17 protein-coding genes and 1 pseudogene are annotated in these 22,081 nt (G+C 39.2%); 9 read left to right on the forward strand and 9 right to left on the reverse strand.

Annotation, left to right across the window (positions count from 1 at the left end; all coding sequences use genetic code 11):
• Window positions 1-745: 745 nt before the first annotated feature.
• The 6 genes from ACFIKI_RS06355 to purE form a co-directional block, all read right to left on the reverse strand.
• Entirely contained in the window at window positions 746-1,531 is a 786-nt protein-coding gene (locus ACFIKI_RS06355) for a tetratricopeptide repeat protein (protein ID WP_375666375.1), read from the reverse strand.
• 146 nt (window positions 1,532-1,677) lie between these two features.
• A complete protein-coding gene (gene ykgO / locus ACFIKI_RS06360) occupies window positions 1,678-1,803 on the reverse strand; it encodes a type B 50S ribosomal protein L36 (protein WP_013545486.1) in 126 nt (41 codons plus the stop codon).
• A 705-nt stretch (window positions 1,804-2,508) separates the two neighbouring features.
• Window positions 2,509-2,682, reverse strand: coding sequence for a hypothetical protein (locus tag ACFIKI_RS06365; RefSeq protein ID WP_375666376.1), 174 nt, complete (start codon window positions 2,680-2,682; stop codon window positions 2,509-2,511).
• A 13-nt stretch (window positions 2,683-2,695) separates the two neighbouring features.
• Complete coding sequence (locus ACFIKI_RS06370) at window positions 2,696-3,046, reverse strand: hypothetical protein (protein WP_375666377.1); 351 nt, start codon at window positions 3,044-3,046, stop codon at window positions 2,696-2,698.
• A gap of 1,077 nt (window positions 3,047-4,123) precedes the next feature.
• Window positions 4,124-5,242, reverse strand: coding sequence for a 5-(carboxyamino)imidazole ribonucleotide synthase (locus ACFIKI_RS06375; protein ID WP_375666378.1), 1,119 nt, complete (start codon window positions 5,240-5,242; stop codon window positions 4,124-4,126).
• A gap of 1 nt (window position 5,243) precedes the next feature.
• A complete protein-coding gene (purE, locus tag ACFIKI_RS06380; protein ID WP_375666379.1) occupies window positions 5,244-5,741 on the reverse strand; it encodes a 5-(carboxyamino)imidazole ribonucleotide mutase in 498 nt (165 codons plus the stop codon).
• Between the two features lie 822 nt (window positions 5,742-6,563).
• Here purE and ACFIKI_RS06385 point away from each other — a divergent pair.
• From ACFIKI_RS06385 to ACFIKI_RS06415, 7 genes are all read left to right on the forward strand, one after another.
• Window positions 6,564-6,716 (forward strand): DUF5993 family protein, encoded by a 153-nt coding sequence (locus tag ACFIKI_RS06385; RefSeq protein ID WP_375666380.1) that lies wholly within the window; start codon window positions 6,564-6,566, stop codon window positions 6,714-6,716.
• Window positions 6,717-6,726: 10 nt separating this feature from the next.
• Entirely contained in the window at window positions 6,727-7,302 is a 576-nt protein-coding gene (locus tag ACFIKI_RS06390; RefSeq protein WP_375666381.1) for a disulfide bond formation protein B, read from the forward strand.
• 1,605 nt (window positions 7,303-8,907) lie between these two features.
• Window positions 8,908-9,126, forward strand: a complete 219-nt coding sequence (gene infA, locus ACFIKI_RS06395; protein ID WP_004857577.1) for a translation initiation factor IF-1 — start codon at window positions 8,908-8,910, stop codon at window positions 9,124-9,126.
• A gap of 236 nt (window positions 9,127-9,362) precedes the next feature.
• Window positions 9,363-10,055, forward strand: a complete 693-nt coding sequence (locus tag ACFIKI_RS06400; protein WP_375666383.1) for a Maf family nucleotide pyrophosphatase — start codon at window positions 9,363-9,365, stop codon at window positions 10,053-10,055.
• A 21-nt stretch (window positions 10,056-10,076) separates the two neighbouring features.
• Window positions 10,077-10,361: a DNA gyrase inhibitor YacG gene (gene yacG, locus ACFIKI_RS06405; RefSeq protein WP_375666385.1), complete on the forward strand. Its 285-nt coding sequence runs from the start codon at window positions 10,077-10,079 to the stop codon at window positions 10,359-10,361.
• Window positions 10,362-11,143: 782 nt separating this feature from the next.
• Window positions 11,144-12,322, forward strand: coding sequence for an MFS transporter (locus tag ACFIKI_RS06410; RefSeq protein ID WP_375666410.1), 1,179 nt, complete (start codon window positions 11,144-11,146; stop codon window positions 12,320-12,322).
• A 387-nt stretch (window positions 12,323-12,709) separates the two neighbouring features.
• Window positions 12,710-12,907 (forward strand): helix-turn-helix domain-containing protein, encoded by a 198-nt coding sequence (locus tag ACFIKI_RS06415; protein WP_375666387.1) that lies wholly within the window; start codon window positions 12,710-12,712, stop codon window positions 12,905-12,907.
• 633 nt (window positions 12,908-13,540) lie between these two features.
• Here the strand turns inward: ACFIKI_RS06415 and ACFIKI_RS06420 are convergent.
• Window positions 13,541-13,881, reverse strand: a pseudogene (locus ACFIKI_RS06420) (helix-turn-helix domain-containing protein).
• Between the two features lie 1,012 nt (window positions 13,882-14,893).
• Here ACFIKI_RS06420 and clpB point away from each other — a divergent pair.
• The gene (gene clpB / locus ACFIKI_RS06425) at window positions 14,894-17,473 is read left to right on the forward strand and encodes an ATP-dependent chaperone ClpB (RefSeq protein WP_375666388.1); all 2,580 of its coding nucleotides are present in this window, start codon (window positions 14,894-14,896) and stop codon (window positions 17,471-17,473) included.
• A 413-nt stretch (window positions 17,474-17,886) separates the two neighbouring features.
• Here the strand turns inward: clpB and ACFIKI_RS06430 are convergent, their stop codons facing one another.
• Both ACFIKI_RS06430 and ACFIKI_RS06435 read right to left on the reverse strand, forming a co-directional pair.
• Complete coding sequence (locus tag ACFIKI_RS06430; protein ID WP_375666411.1) at window positions 17,887-18,258, reverse strand: helix-turn-helix domain-containing protein; 372 nt, start codon at window positions 18,256-18,258, stop codon at window positions 17,887-17,889.
• Window positions 18,259-18,634: 376 nt separating this feature from the next.
• On the reverse strand, window positions 18,635-19,006 hold the full coding sequence (locus tag ACFIKI_RS06435) for a helix-turn-helix domain-containing protein (protein ID WP_375610687.1): 372 nt from the start codon (window positions 19,004-19,006) through the stop codon (window positions 18,635-18,637).
• Between the two features lie 1,530 nt (window positions 19,007-20,536).
• On the opposite strand from ACFIKI_RS06435, the gene ACFIKI_RS06440 reads away from it, so the two are divergent.
• Window positions 20,537-21,772: an MFS transporter gene (locus ACFIKI_RS06440; RefSeq protein ID WP_375622732.1), complete on the forward strand. Its 1,236-nt coding sequence runs from the start codon at window positions 20,537-20,539 to the stop codon at window positions 21,770-21,772.
• The last annotated feature ends 309 nt before the right edge of the window (window positions 21,773-22,081 follow it).

Here is a 22,081-nt window from a genome sequence, read left to right on the forward strand (position 1 = left end):
CCCTTAATATAAAACAATTTCAGAGTTTCTGCTAGTGATAAAATAACCTCGATCTCTTCTTTTTTATAAGGTTTCTTCAAAAGAGTGATGTTGCTGGTGACGGCTGGAAATAGCTGTATGATATATAGAATGCTTTATTCAAAGTAGAAAACATGAACGAGGGCGTAATGTGAAGCAGAATTTTTATTGAAAATGCTTGATTTGCTCTTTCAGGACAATGCTTGATTTTTATGTTTTGGAGGAGCTTTGAAGCGGGAGGGTTAACGGTGCACCTTTGAAGCTTTTGCTTTGTGGGCTTATAAGTTCAGGGCTGTTTTATCAATTTTGAGGAGTGGAGGAGAGCCGATATGGTATGGGCTGCTATGGTTGAGGCTCATAAAAATAAAAAAACAGACGATGACAGTTTATCAGAGGCGCTAATTATCAGAGGCGCTAAGCGATGTTTTAAGCTTTTTTCAAAAAGTATTTTTTGAGGATCGTGTTTACAAATTTTTTTTATCCATGATGGAAGGTGTGAAAAGAAAAAACGGTGTGAAAAGGACTGAAGCGTGAAGCGTATGTTTGCTATGAAAAGAAACTCTGTAAAGAGTAGAAATGTTTGGAAGATGCCTTCAATACAAAAAAGGTCCAAATTCAAAAACACTATCATTGTGCGGCTCAAGTGCAAGAGCATTAGTCAATATAATCAAGCACAAGTCCATCGTCTCACACCCCGATTGGGACCATCAATGTTGAATGATGGTGTTCAAAGAGCTTGTGGTGATTGTTCGTCTAACAGAGCTTGCACGCGCTTTTGAACCCTTTGCATTTGTGGGTAGTAATCTAATGCCGCTTCATAAGCTTTGAGAGCAAGGTATGGACGCTCTGTCGCTTCCATGGCAACGCCAAGTTCAAAAAAAGCACTATAATTACGTGGCTCAAGTTCAAGAGCATGGTTGAGATCAAGCAGGGCAAGTTTGAAATCGTTCAGTTGAATGTGAATCCAAGCACGTCTTATCCAAGCTTCAACGTGAGTAGGTAAAAGTGCAAGAGCATTGTCAATATAATCAAGCGCAAGCCCATAATCGTCGCTGTTGAGTGCATTTTCAGCCCATGACATCAAAAGATCTATCGTCTCACTCCCAGATTGAGACCATAAATGTTGAAGTTGTTGATTGATCTTTTTCGCTTTAGCAACATCAGCACAATATTTCAATTCTTTAAGTAAACGTGAAATTTCTGCTTCTTTGCGTTGCTTCATTCTCTCAACATGGGAAAGCTGTTCTGAGTCAAAATCTTCAAGAATAATCGCCGATGAATCAGAAGCAGTGAACGTTGAGGAAGCGGCTGGAGAATTGGGGATGAGATCTTCTAACGGTAAAAGAGATTGTGGAGAAGGACGATCTTCAGGAAGAGAAGGAGGATTTTGCCCATAGCTCGAGGGAACAAAACAAAAAATACCAACAAAAAAAAGAAAAAACGCGCGCTGAAAAATACAGAAAAAACGCAGCTGAAAAAATCGAAAGGCTTTTAAAAAAATAGAAGAATCCATAAAAACAAGCCCTCAAAAGATAAATCACCAAACATTATCAAATACTAGACTTGTAATCAAACAATAAACTCGTAACTCAAAAAAATCTCAGACAAAAATTTCTGCCTACAATTAAAGTAGGCATAAAAATATTAACTCTGAAAAAATTAACCTTGACGTGCTCTAAAACGAGGGTTCGTTTTATTGAGGATATAAATACGACCCTTACGACGCACCAAACGATTGTTACGGTGGCGCTCCTTTAGTGCTTTAAGCGAATTTTTAATTTTCATCATATTCACCGTTGAAACAGTTTACTTAACTCAATATCATAACCCCAATACGATAACACACTGCCTATCCTACGAAAATTGCATTATGATATCATCATTGCAGTATAACATTAAACGATACACTTTTTCATTGTGATCACAAAAAGAAAAACGCACCCCTTAAGGTACGCATTAACACACTTCATTAGCACAACGAATAAGTGAAAATTGCAAAAAAAACTGAAAGGAATCTAACAAGAAGTCTTATTCTTGTCAAGGGTGTATTCCTTACAAATTCCTTAGGCAGTGTTAATGGTTGCCTTGAAGGTAAAAAAATATTCTCGCAAAAGAAGGACAAAAAGATAAAGAGTGTAAACAAACTAAAAACTTTTCGACTTTGAATCAATAAATCCTGTCAGAGATGGGGTGCTTTGTCTTTGAGGAGGGGCGAGGGGGCTTCTTAAAAGGGGGGCTGGTGAAGCCCTGTTAGACGCATGTGCTGGCTGAAATGCTTGAAGTAGAGGAAATCAAGGGAGGGGGACGTTGGAATTGTTTCTTGTATTTGCTATACGCACATAATATCATGCCTATCGTTTCAAACGCTCCCTTACAAAAAGTCTCATATCCTCAATATGGGCTCTCAATAACTGGTAATCACATTAAATACATCGAGAAATATGAAAATAAGGATTATGGTATTTTAAATACCACGTTTTTCACGCTTTTTTATTTATTAATTCCTTTATTACATTTTTGATTTGCTAAGTTTAATCCTGTAAGCGCTTTACGGTACAGTTTTCGATATTTAATGGTAGAATAAACAAGCCAAACGGATAATGTTATTATTGCACAACCGATAATGATCCCTAGAATGCGCCCTAATATTATAGCTTCAATCATTTTTCTCTCCTTATTAATTTTGATTAGCAACCGCTTCGTTTAGTTGTTTCATTACTTTTTTCAGTTTCTTCTTTACTATGATCCGTAGCACCAAAGAGATGGGTATCGAACCGTACAGAATTAATGTGCATATCAGCCCGATTAAAGTTGCAGCATCCATTTGAGGTTCATCCGCATGGCCTAATATTGAGAGAAAAATGTATAAACAGACGCTTATAAAAATTATGAATATAAATTCTCCCAGTGAAACAACACCAGCCTTTATTGTTTCCTTAACTTCTTTTTGGATATCAAGGACTAAATCCCATTGAGGATATGTATCATTTTGATCTTTTGACGATGCATTTAATAAGTTTTTTTCCATGTTGATATTCATTTGTTTCTTAAATTTGTCTTTTGATAACGTAAATAACTCAATCTCTCAAATTATTTTTATGAGATGAAAAGAAGATTTCTGTACTTGTTATAATATAATACGACTGACTATAATACCTCTATAGCATATCTCCCCTTTATTATTATGAAACATGTACAGTTCTTCGTGCCGCTGTATAAACGATTCTTTTTGTGAGTACAATTATGGTTTATGACTAAACTATAGGTGAAGAGGCGTTTAATATGAAGTGTTTATGTCGGCTAGAATTTACTTAAGAGAAGCCTGATTGTTGACAGATTTGAATAACGTAACTTTATAGGGGAAAGAACGAAGGCAATAGACATAACGAAGGTGACAAATATTACAAATGTTAAAGTGAATGATATTTTAAACGGTTGGTGTTTTTGAGCGTAAGATAAATTTACGGTTTTCTTTCAGTGTGTGGTGTATTTACATCTGCTCTTTTAAGCTTTATCGCGAAATGAAACAAGAAAAGACGCTTCAAACTCTAGAAAATACGACATAGGTAATATCCGCCTTGTGAGGGAAAAGAGGAGGTTTCTATGATGGATGAGCTTAGTACTGTAATGATATCTTTGATGTGGAGTTCAGGAGTGGTGCGGGGCACTTGGCACTTTTGTGAAAGAATGAACACAAAAAGGGAGACTAGAGGCAATGAGAACGCATTGTTAGAATGCTCTCTATAGGCGCAAGAGAAAAGTTTATCCCCTAAAGGGTGGAATTAAAAGGGAAGTGAAGAGGACGACCTATAGCCTATAATATGGGGGAAAATGATGCCGTGGAAGGTGGAGGTGAGTGGGCTGGTGAATTGCTTTTAGTCGTGAAGGGATAGCCGCGATGGGATGTTTTTGAAAAGAGCAGGTGAAAGAGCTGGATAGGGGGGTGAAGAGGTGGGAGTGCTTGTTGTGCTGCATGGATATCGGGGTGGGGGGAGGCTTTTTTGAAGGTGGATAGATGTTCATGTAGGTTAAGCGGTTTGGAAAGTGAGAAGTTGTTTTTTCAGTTCATTGGGGAAGTGTGAAAAAGCATTTATATATATGTGTGTTAAAATTTGTTGGCAGTCCCCGTTAATTGGATCACATGACCCATTTTGCGGTGTGGGTGAACAGTGCTTTTGCCATATAAATGGATCGAGGTGTGCTGTTGCTTCAGAAAATATTTTAAAGTGTTGAGATTGTTACCAAGGAGATTTGTCATTTGGCAATCGCTGTGGCGATAGGTGCTGCCTAAGGGAAGTCCGCAAATAGCACGGATATGTTGTTCAAATTGTGAAGTTACGCATGCCTTTTGTGTCCAATGACCCGAATTATGCACACGCGGCGCTAATTCATTCACTAAAATATTACCATTCGTTAAGACAAAAAATTCAATGCAAAGAACACCAACATAATCGAGAGCATCCATAACCGTTAGGCTGATTGCTTGTGCTGCTTTTTGCACCTCAAGTGGAATATGTGATGGAACAAAGGATTTATGAAGAATTCCGTTTTTGTGTTGGTTTTCAGGGCAATCATAAAAAATATGCTCCCCTTGTTTGGTGCGTGCCGAGAGAACCGAAATTTCCGATAAAAAAGGAACTATTTCTTCCAAAATACAAGGCTGTTCCTGAAATGTCTTAAAGGCTCCGTCAAGGGTTTGTTCATCTGGGTGATAAAGCTTGATCTGATTTTTTCCGTCATAACCAAAACGACGCGTCTTTAAAAGACCACGTCCACCTAATGCATCAAGACCAGAAAGAAGAGAAGAAGAATTGTCAACAGCATGCCATGACGCGGTGCTGATCCCTTGATCATGCAAAAATTGCTTCTCAAAAAGCCGATCTTGCGTGATCTCTAAAGCTTTGGAAGAAGGATAAACAGGCTTGCTCTTCTCTACATATTGAACCGTTTGAAGCGAAAGATTTTCAAATTCGTAGCTGACAACATCACACTGAGAAATAAAATGATCTAAAGCCGATATATCATCATAAGAGGAAACCATATGGCTGTTTGCTGTTTGGGCCGCTGGACAATCTTCTTCAGGGCAAAAAATAACAGTTCGAAATCCTAACTCTGCTGCCGCTATGGCTAACATGCGGGCTAATTGTCCTCCACCAATTAAACCAATGACGCTCCCTGGAGGTAGTATGTGAGATGAAGGGATAGTGTTGGAGAACGGTGCCATTTTAAACCTCCGTTACAGGTGTTTGGGCAACATTGGCTGTTTGTTGCTGACGCCAATCTTGTAATCGTTGTGCGAGATCATGATCGTAAACGGCCATAACGGCTGCGGCTAAAAGCGCTGCATTAATTGCGCCTGCTTTGCCAATGGCTAACGTGCCAACGGGTATCCCTGCCGGCATTTGCACGATTGAAAGCAAAGAATCTTGACCCGAAAGAGAGTGTGAGTGCACTGGAACGCCAAAAACAGGAAGAGGCGTGAGGGCGGCTAACATGCCAGGTAGATGGGCTGCACCCCCCGCACCGGCAATTAAAACTTTAAAACCTGCTTCTTTGGCTTCTTTGGCAAATTGGTAAAGGCGTTCAGGAGTACGGTGGGCTGAAACTATATGCGAACTATGTGAAATACCAAGATTCGTCAAAATATCTGCACTATGGCACATCGTTTGCCAATCCGATTGACTTCCCATTAAAATTGCAACATCACATGATTTTTTCGTCATCCACCATCCTTTTCAAATGTTTAAGGCGATTCTTTCTCATCATTTTTTGTAAGAGTTTTATATTCTCTTTGCAAAGCCAATTGATGTCAGAAAAATAGTTTTTTTCAAATAAGATTGAAAGGTAAAAATTTAAGGCGGGATACGAATAGATAAAATACAGAGTCTTGAAGGTCATGAAACACTGTCCTTTGTGGTCTGGTTGAAGTGCTGGACGGTGAGACGGTGAAGCCGTTGGAGTGTCGTTTACCCAAGAAATACTCAGCAAAGAGGAAAAAATAAAAAAATATAGTGTAGAAAAGTCATTGATTGTAAGAGTTTTAGAAAATATCCTCATTTTTTTATTTGCTAAAATAAACTCTGTACCCATATTATGTAAAATATGGAGCAATTGAAAATATTGCTTTTAATAAAAAAGAGATTTTTATGGCAAAAGTGCGTTGCAATCTCGAATATTCTTTCGAGAAAGAGGTATCTCTCTCTCAATTTCAAAGGAGACTTCTTTTGCAGGTTAGGTGATTCTTTACATGGGGGGGAAATATGCTCTTTATATAATTGCTGATATTTTAGAGAAGATAATAATCAACGCTTTTGTACTTTTATGGAAATGTGTTTTTAGGCGATTATCTATTTCAGCATTTCTTCACACAAATATAATGATATATATATAACGTTATAATGACACTATAACGTTATAATAATACGATAACGTGAATGATGAATTGTTAATAATAAGTTCATGGTCTCTTTTTTGCCCAATTTTGTAATATGGTGAAAACTCGATAATTAAGAGTTGAATATTGGATATTAAGAAAGGTTAAAGTAATGTTTTTTCCATTTTTAATCGCTTTAGGCACTGCGATAACCACTGTGTGTGGAAAAAAAAATATGAGTTATGTTTTGTGGGCAATTTTGTTTGTTGTCATCCTTCTCACCTTTAATCATCATGCAACTTCCACTTTAAATCTATCTTTTTGAGAGAATAACCATGGAACATGTTGAACAAAAAAATCCTCATTTCGCTATCTTTATGAATACACTAGGACTCTTCGGATTATCCATCGTTTTGATGGTGGCTTTTTATTATCAATTGGTAAAGTTTGAGTTGCCTTGTCCCCTTTGTTTGCTGCAGCGCGTTGGTTTGATGCTTGCAGGGTGTGGGTTCTTGCTTAATATTCACCATAAAGTGAAAAATACCCATTATGGTATGGTTATTCTCGGTTGTATGGTAACCAGTATTATTGCGGCACGGCAGGTGTTTTTACATATTACACCAGATGATCTGGGATATGGTTCAACGTTCTTTGGATTGCATTTTTATACTTGGGCTTTCATTATTTCTGTCCTTTGTATCTTTGCTGTTTCGTTAGTCATGATTTTAGGCGAATTAGCACATAGGTTTAAAGAATTTTCTCCTTTTCCAGTGTTAAGTAAAACAGCAAGTTTTTTATTTGTGTTTTTAATTGCGGCAAATTTGATTTCTACCATACTGGAATGCGGTGGCGGACAATGTGCCGATGATCCTGTAAGATATGAATTGTTATCAAATTGGTTCTCTTCATAGTCTTGAAATTTTTCAATAAATTCTTATCATAATGTTACTGTTTAAAGAGGCGGAGATGGTAAAAAATCCGCTTCTTTTTTTATTGGGAAGACCTGTTATCGAAATTGTTGATAATCTAAAATGATCTTTTATGAAAATACTGAACTTTATGAGCAACGTGTTGTTTTATATTGATTTATAAAGATAATTTGGCGTTATTCAACTGGAAAGAATGCGTGCTCCGAATATCGTAAGATTCTTTCATTCTAAACCTGTTTATCTTTAATTAAGAAAAAGTATCCCCTTGCACAACGCAAGTGGGATGGACGTGTGGCGTGAAACTATAAAAAAGGAGTAAAAATGCCTCTTATGAATCTGAAGCGTTTCAAGTGCCTAGGGCTATCGCAATATTGAGAACTTGCAATTGATCTTTTTTAGCTAAGATTTTCTAGGTACGGAGGGCGGTGAAAATCGCGTCATTTAAGTTAGGGGTGAGTACGTTAAGAGCTGTTGAATACGTTAAGGGGTGGTGGAGGAAGTGGTTCGGGAGAGCTGTCGGGCAGCCGAATTGTATTAAGGCTCCGGCTAAAAAATTCATTTTTTAAAGGACAAATTAACTATAAAAATTTTTTGTGCTTGATTTTTTTTTATTTTTTATTAAATAAAGTGTTTGTATTCATTTTGGTGCTTCTGAAGTATCTTGTAGTGCTTCGAGAGGTGGAATTTTGAAAATTACTTAAATAATTTTCTACAGAGGTCTGTTTTTAATAAAGCAGACCTTTTTTTATCTACTTTTTAGAGGTTTCCTTTAAATTTCAGTGTGAAATTTCTAAAAATGTGAAACTTTTCTTTTAGAAATAAAGACAAGCATTTTGATGATGAGGCTTCTACCGAAAAAACAGTGGTTTGTAAGGATAATTTTTCGTTGTCTATACTGAATGAGATTATCGAATAAGTTCTCTTATATCAAAATTTAAAATATTTTTGTATGTCATAAAAAAAAGCAGCGATGGGGATAAAATTCTTTTAAAAGGCGTAAAATGCTTCTTATGGACTTTCGCGATAATTAAAATTTGTCGAAAAATTTTATGCTGGTCAATAAAATAAGGAGACGGTTTTTCACACTGTTGTTAATAAAAATGGGGGCGAGATTTTGAAGAGGTGAGGGGTGCGTGGCATGTTGTGCATTTTGTACAGATTTGCTGCTTTCTGTAAATGCGTAAAAGCGTAAAGGTGGAAATACATAAAAAAGAAACCACGGTTTTACATGTTTATGGGGTATTGGGGCACGGAACGTATGAGGATGTGTTTTTAAGGGGGGAAAAATATAAATGGAGAGAGGCTTCGATGACATGTATTGGGAGAGAAGATTAAGCGTCATTTCGTGTTACTCTGTTACAAGATCATCATAAAAATTGGAGGAAATTGGTGGGTGAAATTTGAAGGGATAAAGTTTTGTGTTTCAAAGTGTGGGGTGAAGTTTTTTGAGAACAGAAAAGAGAAAACTTGAAAAACCTTCCATTTTTGTTGAATTTTTATTCACAAACTGAAGAAAATAGGATATGAACGCTGAAAAATAAAATACAGCTTAACAAAGTGTGCGTACTGTAAAGGAAATAATTATTTATGTCAAAAGAAGAAGTTTTAGAATTTTCTGGTATCGTTACTGAACTCTTACCCAATGCCATGTTCCGTGTAAAACTGGAAAATGATCATGAAATTATTGCCCATACCGCTGGAAGAATGCGAAAAAATCGTATTCGGGTGTTAGCAGGTGATAAAATCATGGTGGAAATGACACCTTATGATTTGACAAAAGGACGCATTACATACCGCTATAAGTAGCTTAATGCGTGGCATGCGTTTTTTTGTAAAAGTCATAATTATATTATTTCTACGATTTTTAACATCCCTTTCGGGTGCTTTTCGTGCGTGAAAAAAGGCGAGGGTTAAAGGGCGCTAGAGTGTTAAAGGACCTTGAAAAACTGTAAAATTAATGCGGGAAAAGGATGAGGAGATCAGGGGTGCTTAAAAGGGGCGCTTAAAGAGGTGAGAGAAAAGCCAATTGTGAAGGGGTGGAAATGGAAAACATAAGAAAGTGGGGAGAAAAACGTTTGGCAGAAACTCTTGCGGAAGAAATTCATTTGGTACTTGCCTCCGCTTCGCCACGGCGTTTGGCGCTCTTAGCGCAAATAGGAATTGATCCGCAGCAGGTTTATGCAAGCGATATTGATGAAACACCAAAATTAAAAGAACATCCCACAAACCTTGCCAAACGTTTGGCAAAAGAAAAAGCGCTGAAAGCCCAAGAAATTTTGCGCTGGTACAGTCAGAATGGTCAAGACGAGTTGTTTGAACAGAAAATGATTATCTTGGCGGCTGATACGGTGGTGGCTGTTGGGCGCACCATTCTGCCTAAACCGCAAGGCGAGGATGAGGCTTATGAATGTTTACGATACCTTTCTGGGCGTTCACACAAGGTCTATGGCGCCGTTTGTGCGCTTAATGAACAGGGAAAAATAACCGTGAAATTGGTTGAAAGTCGTGTCCGTTTTAGACGCTTAACCTCTGCCATGATGAAGGCTTACCTTGCTTCAGGAGAATGGCAAGGGAAAGCGGGAGGATACGCTATCCAAGGAAAAGCAGGGGCTTTTGTTGTCCATATCACGGGTTCTTATTCTAATGTGGTGGGATTGCCTTTGGCTGAAACCGCCGATCTCTTGACCGCTTATCACTATCCACTTTTTACTCACTGGGCTGAAGAAACGCATTAGAAAAACTTTAAGGCAAGATCAATGCAAGGTGAAAAGCAACAAAAAGAGAAAAACAAAAATGAAAAAAAAGGAACAGAAGAAAAGTTAATGAAGAGGCCAATGACAAAGGGGCGCCAAGAAAAAAAAGAGCTAAATTTGCAAAAACAGACCCGTCCGCCGCATCCTTGTCCTATTTGTGGTCAAATGGCACAACAAAACGCTTATCCTTTTTGTTCTACACGATGCCGAGCTATTGATCTTAATCGTTGGCTTTCAGGCGCTTATATTTTACCACCCCCACCGCACAAAAGTGATGATGAAGAATAAAGAAGAGCATTCCTTGGAGAGAATGTTGAGGGATTGTTTGGGTGGGAGATGAAGGGGACATATCTTTCAATGTAAAACAGAACGCCATTGTGTTGCCAAATTATGTTGCCAATTCACGGGCTTGTTTTAGAAACATGTTTCAACGCTCTCCACGCCCATTTCGCGACGGCATCCGTGAAGGGTATAACGATAAAGCTCGGTGACGTATATAATACTTATAGAGCACTCCCTCTTTACGTTTCATAAAAGAGCAAGTGGGCACCATCACACACTCTGCTAGCTCCCAAAGTTGCCGACGGGCCTTAACTTTAAGACGATTCATAAGAGGCATTTTTAGTTTTTTCTTATACAATTTTTGTTTATATGTCAGCCCCACTTATGATGTGCAAGCAAGTGATTTTGATTGATTCAATATGAGAGGGGTTGTAATGAGAAGATCTTATTATATTCGGGGATATGATTTAAATTGAAATAAATGATAATTTTTCATTATAAATCAATGTGTTGTGTTGAATGGAAACCGCGGAATTGTCGTAGAGGAATTATCCCTATGTAATGGATTCAAGAGCTGGATTAACGGCTTGGTTATTGTCGTCATTCGCAGAGACGCAGATTAAGTTCAATCAATAATGAAAGTTTTAATATATATCTAAAACTTAGCATTAGTGGTTTTGTAATTATAAATTTCTTTGTTGTAAGAAGATCGTTAATGCCTTTAGGATATGAGGAAAAATTGATAGTCCAATCAGTATTGCTAACAAAAAGGAAGGGGGCGTGTTTTGGTGCAAAGAGACAGGGCAACAAAAAATCGCTTGTTGGTGCTTTTGCTGGGTAATGGCATGGTGTCATTTGGGGGGTGGATTGATTATATCGTGATTTTGACCGTATCTGTGTTCACTTGGAAAGCAGATCAATATGATGTCGCTTTTATTGGGGCGGCAACATTATTACCTGGTATCGTTCTGTCTAAGCCAATTGGAATGTTGGTAAGTCACCGTTCTATGATCCATTGGTTGCGGGCCTCACTGCTGTTACGGGCACTCTGTACTGTCGGTTTATTGATGGCGACGAGTCTGCAAGGATTTATTATACTGGCAGTTATTCGAGCGACATTCAACAGTCTAGCCATGCCTGCAATTTCCGTTCTTAGTGCAAATTCGGTGCCTGAAAACGGACGGACTCGTTACTATTCTGTGCTTAACATGATCAATAGCGCAGCAAAGATGATAGGACCTGCTTTGGGGAGTACGCTTTCTGCGTTTTTGTCAGATACATATACTTTATTATTTTCTGGTTTTTTGACATTCCTAGGCTTTATGGTGTTTTGTTATCTTGGTGCACAACCTGTCTCATCGCTAAGAATAAAAAAAGCGAACACCAGAAAATTACAGCAGAGGCTTTATGGGACAACTTGGTATGCCTATGTGGGGGTAATATTCATTTATTTTGCTATGGTCTTTATGGTGAATAATCAGTTGCCCGTTATTCTTAGTGCAATGAAAATGAATAAACAGACTCTTGGAATGCTGGTATCTGCTTCAGCGATTGGTAATTTTCTCTATGGGTTTTGGAGTGTGAAACAATCAAAGCATAAACCCCTTACAGGCAAAATATCAGAGTTGTTAATGCCGGCAATGTCAACAATGATTGGTTTTGTCATGATCTCAGTGTGCTTTTTTTACTTGGATTTACTCCGTATTGAAACTTTGTTGCTCTGTTTTTTCCTTATTGGAATGGTTAGTGCTTACTTTTCCATATCTTCTAACGTTTATCTGGTAAGCAATTTCAATGAACAGATTGGATTGGCTTCCGGATGGGTGCAGTCTATACAAAATTTAGCTATGTTGGTGGCGCCCTTTGTTGGAGCGTTTGTTTTAGGTCACACTTCGGCTGGGCAGTTGTTTCTTTTTTCTGGATTAATTGGATTATGCTGTTTATTGGGGATCAGGATGTTTTGGTGAACCGTTCTTTGTTAAGGGGGGCGGAATGAGTTGCTTGTTCACTCAATAATTGTTTTGATTCATTTTCTTAGCTTCAGGGGACATGAAGACAGTGCAACATAGGGGTGCGTCAGTTTTTTTGTAACGCTATAGCGTTAAAATTAGCACGTTATGTGGATTTTCTAAGATTCTGGAAGTTTTTGTTATGTCTGAGTGTTTCTCAGCGCTAAAAGCAAAAAGCCGATTGTAATTCAGTATTTTTGATTCCTGGAATACCAATGCGAGGGTATTCCCACCCAGTTGCGGGAGAAAGTTAAAAGTGCAAGACAAAAATCCGCATTCTAATGATATTTCTATAAGTAAAAAATTTGTTACAGAAAAAATTTCATGGGAATTTCTCAAAAATAATTGGGAAAAAAATTAGGCGTAAGCTTTCAACAAATCCCAAAATATGAAAAAGGCATAAACCGCGTAGAAGCTGGACGTTTGCAGGAAATCGTCAATATATTCGATGTTTATATCTCTTTTTTATCCTATTATGCTTTAAAACACCGTTGTTTGAGGGGGGGGATGTTAGGCGTGGAAAACTTTAGGCGGGGAGATTGACAATTGATGGAGCTTTCTTTGCTTAAGTAAAGGTGGATGATGTGCAAAACGCAATGATTCACCATTTTTTTAGATGATGAGGGTTTTTCTATTTTAGAATTTTTTGAAAAGCTTTTTTAAAGCTGTTTGTGTTGATCGCATTTTTATCGATGGATAATGGATAAGGTGGTGGCGCGTGATCACTTCGATACGTTCCACTTACCTTATTATGCCGTAAACACTGTTCGTTTGAGGGGGGATCTGAAGTCTGTGAGGGAGGAGGCTTTGTTCTGTAGGGGGCTTAGGGCAAGAAGTTGGGGTGTAGAGCATTGTTGATAGAACAGTGTGGGGTGGGCGTTTCATAGGGCTCTGTTCTGTGTAAGTGTAAAAGCGTAAAAGCGTGGAGCCGTAAAAAATGAGCTGGGGTTTAATGCGTGGTGTGTGCTTTTGTCATGGTATGGGGTGAGAAAATGGAGGGGCGTGGATGAAGAGGCGGTGTGTTGAGGGGAGAGGGGGGATGGAATGAAGAGGATGTGAGGAGAGAGGCTTTGTTTTTTACGCCTGATGAAACAGCGTTGTTTGAGGGAGATGAGGTGATCTGAAACTTATACTTTAGGGTATTGGCTCTATTGGCAAAGAATGTTGGGCTTTTGCTTAATCAGAAATCAACCACAAAATTGCCTTTTGTTTTTGGAGTTTGAGTTTTCTAAAATTTTTCAAAAGGGTGTGTTCTTTTTCGCTGTATGTTTCTGATCATGGAGTAGAGCATTTTCTTCTGCTGAAAGTGCTTCTTTTGTAGCAATATCGGCATAAAAAAAGCTTATGGGAACTTCTAGTTTTGGGGCAATTTCGAGTAAATATCCTGCGCTTACACGATTGAAGCCTTTTTCATATTTCTGGATTTGTTGGAAACTAACGCCTAAATGACTTCCTAATTCTTTTTGAGAAAACCCCATTGAAATGCGTCTGTGACGGATTCTTTTGCCTATCGAAATATCGTTGAAATGTGGATTTTAGTTGGCACTTTACCCCCTCCGGTTACGAGCGCCCTCGCATGAGTATTCCGGGAGTAACAAGTACCGAGTCCGAGTTAGCATTTTGCTTTTAGTGCTGAGAAGCACCTGGACATAGCAAAATCTCCCGGAATCCCAAGATACCCGCAAAGCGGGCTCATTTTTACGCTCGGACTTAGGACCTTTAATCCCTCTTGATCGGTGCGTAGACGACCAAAAAACATTTTTCAATTCGTAGAGTAATTTCAGAAGATTGGCAAGAAAAATTAAAAATTTTCTATTCTGTTATGTCGTAAAATAGGGGTATTTGAGGGGGGGGCGTGATATCAGGCATATCAATATAGATGAGGTGATTTTTTTTAAAAGAGTGTGATGAATATTTGAATACTCACTTTTCTTGTTGAGTCTGGTGAAACAGTGTTTTTGAGATGAGGGATCTGAAGTCTGTGAGGGAGGAGGCTTTGTTCTGTAGGGGGCTTAGGGTAAGAAGTTGGGGGGGGGAGAGCATTGTTGATAGAACAGTGTATTTCATAGGGCTCTGTTCTGTGTAAGTGTAAAAGCGTAAAAGCGTGGAGCCGTAAAAAATGAGCTGGGATTTAATGCGTGGTGTGTGCTTTTGTCATGGTATGGGATGAGAAAATGGGGGGGCGTGGATGAAGAGGCTGGGAAGGGAGGAGAGAAAGGAATGGGGAGAGGTTTTTGGGCAAATAGTGTGATGGGGGCGCTTTGTCTTCTGGCTCTATCATTCTTTTCGCACTCGTTGCTTGCTGTTGTTCTTTCTTTCATGTTTTTGTTTTTGCTCTTGTACTCGTTTGGTTCAAAACCCATATTCAGTTTAACACTACAGTTCCTTTATTGTTATCATTTTCAGTGTTTTGTGGGGGGATCCAAGCTTTGGGGCGTGATGAGGTGAAAAAAAGCCTATTGAGGAAGAGAAAAAGGGCAGTGGTGGGGACAAAAGGGGATCCCAGACGGTGTCCAAGAAAGGAAAAAAATGAACCTGGAAAAATATAGCGAACGCATGCAAGGTTTTTTACAGTCAGCACAAAATAACGCTCTTGCTTCTGATCATCAACAATTTATGCCGGAGCATCTGTTGAAAGTGTTGTTAGACGATTCTCAAGGATTGGCGGCATCGCTTATCCAAAAAACAGGGGGGGATCTTACCCTTATTCGAAAGGCGCTGAATGAAGCACTGGATGCTTTGCCAAAAGTGCAGGGAGGAAATGGGCAACTCTATCTCTCGCAGCCGGTGGCAAAAGTCTTCGCGCTCGCTGAGGAACTCGCGCAAAAAGCCGGTGATCAATTTGTTACCGTGGAGCGCATGTTGCAAGCGCTTATGATGGAAAAGTCCGCAAAAACAGCTGATATCCTAACAAATGCGGGGGTAACCCCGCAAGCCCTTAATCAGGCAATTAATGCGTTGCGGAAAGGAAAAACAGCAACAAGCCCCCATGCTGAAGGACAATATGATGCTTTGCAAAAATATGCCCGTGATCTTACAAAAGATGCACGCGAAGGAAAACTCGACCCTGTTATTGGACGGGAAGAGGAAATTCGACGGACCATTCAAGTGCTCTCACGGCGGACGAAAAATAATCCGGTGCTGATTGGGGAACCCGGTGTGGGAAAAACCGCCATTGTGGAAGGATTGGCTCTGCGCATTATCAATGGCGATGTGCCCGAAACTTTGCGCGATAAACAACTCTATGCGCTCGATATGGGCGCCCTTATTGCAGGCGCAAAATATCGCGGAGAATTCGAAGAGCGCCTCAAAGCGGTGCTGGCTGAAGTGCAAGCTGAAAATGGGCAGATCATTTTGTTTATCGATGAATTGCATAATCTCGTTGGGGCTGGAAAATCCGATGGGCCTATGGATGCTTCTAACTTGTTAAAGCCTGCTCTGGCACGCGGAGAACTCCATTGTGTGGGCGCTACAACCCTTGATGAATATCGAAAATATGTCGAAAAAGATGCTGCTCTGGCACGCCGCTTTCAACCTGTCTTTGTGCCGGAACCCTCTTTGGAAGATACAATCTCTATCTTGCGCGGTATTAAGGAAAAATATGAACAACACCACAAAGTGCGCCTCGCAGATAGTGCTTTAATTGCAGCTGCAAAGCTTTCTTCTCGCTATATTACCGATCGTTTCTTGCCGGATAAAGCAATTGATCTTATCGATGAAGCGGCTGCACGGTTGCGCATGCAAGTCGATTCAAAGCCGGAAGAACTTGATGCCCTTGATCGGCGTATTTTACAGCTGAAAATCGAACGCGAAGCTTTGAAAACAGATGTCGAGCCAACAGCAAAAGAACGTTTGAAAAATGTGCAAGAAGAACTCAAAACATTAGAACAACAGTCTGCTGAAATGACAACCGCTTGGCAGGCTGAAAAACAAAAATTAGGGCATGCCGCCGATTTGAAAAAACAACTCGAAGAAGCTCGTAATGGTTTGGCTATTGCACAACGTGATGGTCAATTCCAAAAAGCTGGAGAATTGGCTTATAGTGTCATTCCTGAACTCGAAAAACAATTGACTTTGGCTGAAAATGATGACCAACAAAATCATCTCGTCGAAGAAACCGTGACGGCTGAACATGTGGCGCGCATCGTTTCTCGATGGACTGGAGTTCCAGTGGAGCGTATGCTGGAAGCAGAACGTGAGGCGCTCTTGCGGATGGAAGATGAAATTACAACCCGTGTCGTGGGGCAGGGAGAAGCTGTGCAAGCTGTTGCTCGCGCTGTACGGCGTGCGCGTGCAGGGTTGCAAGATCCCAATCGTCCGCTTGGCTCTTTCATGTTTTTGGGTCCTACCGGTGTGGGAAAAACCGAATTAACCAAAGCACTTGCCGCTTTTCTCTTCCAAGACCCCAATGCCATGTTGCGCATCGATATGTCGGAATATATGGAAAAGCATGCCGGGGCGCGGCTGATTGGGGCCCCTCCTGGATATGTCGGATATGAAGAGGGTGGGGTGCTGACCGAAGCTGTACGTAGAAGACCTTACCAGGTCATTCTATTCGACGAAATTGAAAAAGCACACCCTGATATTTTTAATCTTTTATTGCAAGTGTTGGATGAGGGACGTTTGACCGATAGTCAAGGACGTACCGTCGATTTTCGCAATACCTTGCTGATTATGACTTCTAATCTTGGTGCTGAGTTTTTAACTGCTTTGCCTGAAGGGCAAACTGTTGAGCAGGCAAAAAATGATGTTATGAATGTTGTGAAAGCCGCGTTCCGTCCGGAGTTTTTAAACCGTATTGATGAGATTATTCTCTTTCAAAGGCTGCAACGTCACGATATGGAAGCTATCGTCGATATTCAGATAGAACATTTGCAAAATTTGCTCAATGAACGCAAAATAACTTTGCAAATCGAGCCAGAGGTGAGAAAATTTCTTGCCGATAAGGGCTATGATCCCCTCTATGGTGCACGTCCCCTTAAACGGATTATCCAAAAAGAAATTCAAGATCCTCTCGCAGAGAAAATCTTGTTTGAAGAAATTCACGATGAGACAACGGTGAAAATTACAAAACAAGGAGATCGGTTGGAATTTTTGCCTGAAGATTAAGTTTGGAAAAATTCACGCTATAAAGGGCGGTGGTAATCCTATTATGCGATAAAACACCGCTCTTTGAGGCGAGCTGATTTAGAAAAATTCACGATGAGACAGCGGTGTTTTATTGCAAAGCAAAGGGAGTGGCTGGTGTTTTTGCATGTTAAATGAGCGTTCTCGAATATCGTAGGATTCTTTTACTCCTGATTGTCGTGAAAACTATTTTCTTGCAATGTTATAAGTGAAGTCACAAGCGGGATTGCTTTATTGCTTTATTGCTTTGTGCGTAAAAGCGTTAAAGAGAAATGCCGTTTATCCGCCGTAAAACATTGCTTTTTGAAGGGGTGTGGGGAGCTGATCTGAATTTGACTTAAGGATGTTTCGTTGTTTGATATATTAACAAATAATGTTGATCGTTGCGCTTTTGCCTAATCAGAAATCAACCACAAGATTGCTTTTTGTTTTTTCGCTTCGAGCTCTCTAAAGTTTCTCAACAGAGTGTGTTCTTTTTCGCTATAGGTTTCTTGATTGTGGTGTAAGAGGGTTTCTTTTGTTGAAAGATCTTCTTTTGTGGCAATGTCTGCATAAAAAAAGTTCATAGGAACTTCTAGTTTTTGAGCGATTTCTAGTAAACATTTGGCACTTACACGGTTTAAGCCTTTTTCGTATTTTTGGATTTGTTGGAAACTGACACCTAAATAGTTTCCTAATTCTTTTTGGGAAAGTCCCATGGAAATGCGTCTATGACGGATTCTTTTGCCTATCAAAATGTCGATAAAATGTGGATTTTTAGTTGGCACTTCAAGCCCCCCCTCCGGTTGCGAGCGCCCTCGCATTGGTATTCCGGGAGTTAAAGGTACTGAATCCGAGTCAGCTTTTTGCTTTTAGTGCCAAAGCACCTGGACATAGCAAAATCTCCCGGAATCCCGGGACACCCGCAAAGCGGGTTCATTTTTACGCTCGGATTTAGGACCTTTAATCCCTCTTGATCGGTGCGTAGACGATCAAAATTACACTTTAAGTGATAAAGTAATTTCAGAAAATTGGCAAGAAAAATCAAGAATTTTCTATTCTATTATGCCGTAAAACACCGCTCTTTGAAGGGGTGTGGGGAGCTGGTTTGAATTTGACTTAAGGGGGATATGAATGGAATAATGTTGATCGTTGTGCTGTTGCTTAATCAGAGATTAGCCACAAGATTGCTTTTTGTTTTTTCGCTTCGAGCTCTCTAAAGTTTCTCAACAGAGTGTGTTCTTTTTCGCTATAGGTTTCTTGATTGTGGTGTAAGAGGGTTTCTTTTGTTGAAAGATCTTCTTTTGTGGCAATGTCTGCATAAAAAAAGTTCATAGGAACTTCTAGTTTTTGAGCGATTTCTAGTAAACATTTGGCACTTACACGGTTTAAGCCTTTTTCGTATTTTTGGATTTGTTGGAAACTGACACCTAAATGGCTTCCTAATTCTTTTTGGGAAAGTCCTATTGAAATGCGTCTGTGACGGATTCTTTTACCTATTAAAATGTCGATAAAATGTGGATTTTTAGTTGGCACTTCAAGTCCCCCTCCGGTTGCGAGCGCCCTCGCATTGGTATTCCGGGAGTCTAAAAGTACTGAACTCGAATCAGTTTTTTTGCTTTTAGTGCTGGGAAGCACCTGGACATAGCAAAAACTCCCGGAATTCCGGGATATCCGCAAAGCGGGACAAATTCATGTACGAGTTTTCGGGCTTTTAGCTCCCTATTTGACCGCTGCGTATACGATCAAAAACACAGGTCAATTCATAAGGCAATTTCAGAAAATTGGCAAGAAAAATTAAAATAATATCAAAGACTATAAGATTGGGTACTTTTTAAAAAAGTGCAAAATATGGATTTTTGGTTGGCACTTCAAGCCCCCCGCTGGGGGCGAGCGCCCTCGCATTGGTATTCCGGGAGCCTGAAAGCACTGACCTCGAATCAGCATTTTGCTTTTAGTGCTCATCGCACCTGGACATAGCAAAATCTCCCAGAATCCCGGGATACCCGCAAAGCGGGATAAATTTATGTGTCAAGTCTTCGGGTTTTTAATCCCTATTGATCGTTGCGTAGACGACCAAAATTACACTTTAAGTGATAAAGTAATTTCAGAAGATTAGCAAGAAAAATCAAAAATTTTCTATTCTATTATGCCGTAAAACACTGCTCTTTTAGGGGGAGTGAAGAGCTAGAATATTTGAGGGCAGGGCTTGATTTGTTGAGCCTGATGAAGTGTTGTCGTTTGAGGGGGGGGGGCTGAAGACTGTAAGGGTACTAGGCAAAAAGCTGGGTTCGTTTATAGACTATTGTTTATAGAGCGGTGCGGGGTGGTGAACCTTTCGTTGGTTTCGTTCTGTAAAGATGTAAAAGCGTAAAAACGTATATCCGTAAAAGTGAAGTGGGGGATTTATGGATTTATATATTGTGCGTGTTTTTGGTCACTTTGGGCTTTTGGGGGCGTGGAATGTGGTGCGAGGATTGGGGGGAAGTGTCTTCGTGAATGGAAGTTTAGAGGAAGAGTGCTGTTAAGTTGTTAAGTGTGTGACGGGAGAGAAAAAGGAGGAATGGAGGATGAAGAGAGTGCGCATGGATAAGAGGAGAGTGTGGGTAAGGCGGGTGTTGCAAAGAGATGTGTGATGGATGGCGGCTATCAGAAGATAGAGCTTGATTTGTTGAGCCTGATGACGTGCTGTCGTTTGAGGCGTGGGTGGGTGTAAGCTTTATTTTGTGGGGAAAGTTGCTTTTTGACGTGGGATTGTAGACTAGTGCTGGTTGGGAATTTTCATTTTTTGAGACGTGGGGTGGAGGTCAATGTAATAATATGGAAGATTGTGATCTCATAATTTTTACATTCTTTCTTTTTTTAAAGCAAATAAGCAAGAAAAATTAATATATTACTTGATATTAGAGTAAATGCTTATATCAAGAGGAGTATTTCTTTAAAAATTTTCACTTAATTTATTAAGCGATTTATTAGAATAAAAGACTCTTCTGAAGTTCATATCACCAATTGTATCGAAGGAAGTGTAACTTTAACTGTAGAAAAGTTTAATATCGGATGGTTGGTATGAATTTATTTTTAAAAAAGAGTCCATTAGCTCTTTTTTGCTCTCTCTTTATTTCCAAAGTTGGTGATTATGCTTATGAAGTTGTTTTTATTTTACTGGTCTTAGAATTAACAGATAACACCTTTTTTACAGGTCTTGTGTATTTTTTTCGATTTATCCCTTTTCTCTTTTTTGGCCCTATAGGAGGTTGGTTAGCGGATAATTTTTCTTTGAAGAAAAATATGATCTTAAGTGAAGTTGTGAGATTATTAGCTTCATTGTTTGTTTTTATAACTTATATAACAGGTACGGCACATATCATTGTTCTTATTTTTGCAGCAATATGTACAACGATAGGAAGAAGTATTTTCCAACCAAGTTTTCAAGCTGCTATTCCCAGAATGTTTTCAATAAAAGATCTTACAAAGGCCAATAGCATTGCTCAAATTATCATGGAAACGGCAGCTGTCATTGGCCCTTTGGTTTGTTCCATACTGCTTTTTTTAGCAAATAAATCGGCAGTACTCATTTTTGATTTTTTTACCTATTTTATATCTATTATCGTGTTATTTAATCTCATGAATTTAAATTCAAGCGAGAATAAATCATTCAATTTTATAAAAATTTATCGAGAAACAGCTTCATATCTTAAATATATTTCTACAGAAAATAATAATTTATTTATTACGCTCGTTGGATCGTCGTTTGCTATTCTCTTTACGGGTGCTATTTTAAGATTTTTAATTCCAGCTTTTGTTCTTTTTGTGGGGGGAGAGGAAAGCTTTGTGAGTTATATTTTTTCTCTCATGGCTGTTGGAACTATTGTTGGTGGTTTGTTATATAGTAAAATTATATTAAATATTACATCGTTGAAGCTCATGATATTTTGGCTTCTTTATGGGGTTATTCTGTTTGTTATGCCCTTAGCTGCAGAAATTTATTTAAAATTCCTTCTCGTGTTAGCATTTGTTCTAGGATTTATTGGTGCCTTTGTGGATATTGGTTTAGTCTCAGCTATTCAATTATATTCTCGTCGTGAAGATTTTGGTAAGAGCTTTGGAACCTTTTCAACTTTAGCAAACTCTGCGGAAGCAATGTCTGGCTTTATTGCTGGACTTTTGGCACTCGTGGGATTGTTAAGCTCTTTTTTAGCTATGTCCGCATTAATTATTTCCACCGGAATTATTGGCGTTGTAAAAATTAAGAAAAATAAAGAGTTAACACCCCTTAACACGACAGTCGATGATGACCATTGATATATTTTATATCTCCATGCCGTTTCTTTTTTCTAAAGACGGTTCGCTCATTATCTTATTCATGAGGTAAAAACACAGCTCTTTGAAGGGGGTGATCTGAAACAAATGAGTGGTCAGTGGTGGAAACTTGCGAGGCAAGCATTTGAACTCTTTACAGACCGTTGTTTATAGAGCGGTGTGGGGTGGTGAACCTTTCGTTGGTTTCGTTCTGTAATGATGTAAAAACGTAAAAATGTGAATCTGTAAAAGTGAAGTGGGGGATTTGTGGTTTATATATTGTGCGTGTTTTTGGTCACTTTGGGCTTTTGG

The sequence above is a fragment of the Bartonella sp. TT121SHDZB genome, from assembly GCF_042193415.1.
Classification (GTDB): Bacteria; Pseudomonadota; Alphaproteobacteria; order Rhizobiales; family Rhizobiaceae; genus Bartonella.

Bases quoted from the DNA above. Each gene is read 5' to 3' on its own strand.
- ACFIKI_RS06355 (WP_375666375.1), bottom strand. From the start codon at position 1,531: ATGGATTCTTCTATTTTTTTAAAAGCCTTTCGATTTTTTCAGCTGCGT.
- ykgO (WP_013545486.1), bottom strand. From the start codon at position 1,803: ATGAAAATTAAAAATTCGCTTAAAGCACTAAAGGAGCGCCACCGTAAC.
- ACFIKI_RS06365 (WP_375666376.1), bottom strand. From the start codon at position 2,682: ATGATTGAAGCTATAATATTAGGGCGCATTCTAGGGATCATTATCGGT.
- ACFIKI_RS06370 (WP_375666377.1), bottom strand. From the start codon at position 3,046: ATGGAAAAAAACTTATTAAATGCATCGTCAAAAGATCAAAATGATACA.
- ACFIKI_RS06375 (WP_375666378.1), bottom strand. From the start codon at position 5,242: ATGGCACCGTTCTCCAACACTATCCCTTCATCTCACATACTACCTCCA.
- purE (WP_375666379.1), bottom strand. From the start codon at position 5,741: ATGACGAAAAAATCATGTGATGTTGCAATTTTAATGGGAAGTCAATCG.
- ACFIKI_RS06385 (WP_375666380.1), top strand. From the start codon at position 6,564: ATGTTTTTTCCATTTTTAATCGCTTTAGGCACTGCGATAACCACTGTG.
- ACFIKI_RS06390 (WP_375666381.1), top strand. From the start codon at position 6,727: ATGGAACATGTTGAACAAAAAAATCCTCATTTCGCTATCTTTATGAAT.
- infA (WP_004857577.1), top strand. From the start codon at position 8,908: ATGTCAAAAGAAGAAGTTTTAGAATTTTCTGGTATCGTTACTGAACTC.
- ACFIKI_RS06400 (WP_375666383.1), top strand. From the start codon at position 9,363: ATGGAAAACATAAGAAAGTGGGGAGAAAAACGTTTGGCAGAAACTCTT.
- yacG (WP_375666385.1), top strand. From the start codon at position 10,077: ATGCAAGGTGAAAAGCAACAAAAAGAGAAAAACAAAAATGAAAAAAAA.
- clpB (WP_375666388.1), top strand. From the start codon at position 14,894: ATGAACCTGGAAAAATATAGCGAACGCATGCAAGGTTTTTTACAGTCA.
- ACFIKI_RS06440 (WP_375622732.1), top strand. From the start codon at position 20,537: ATGAATTTATTTTTAAAAAAGAGTCCATTAGCTCTTTTTTGCTCTCTC.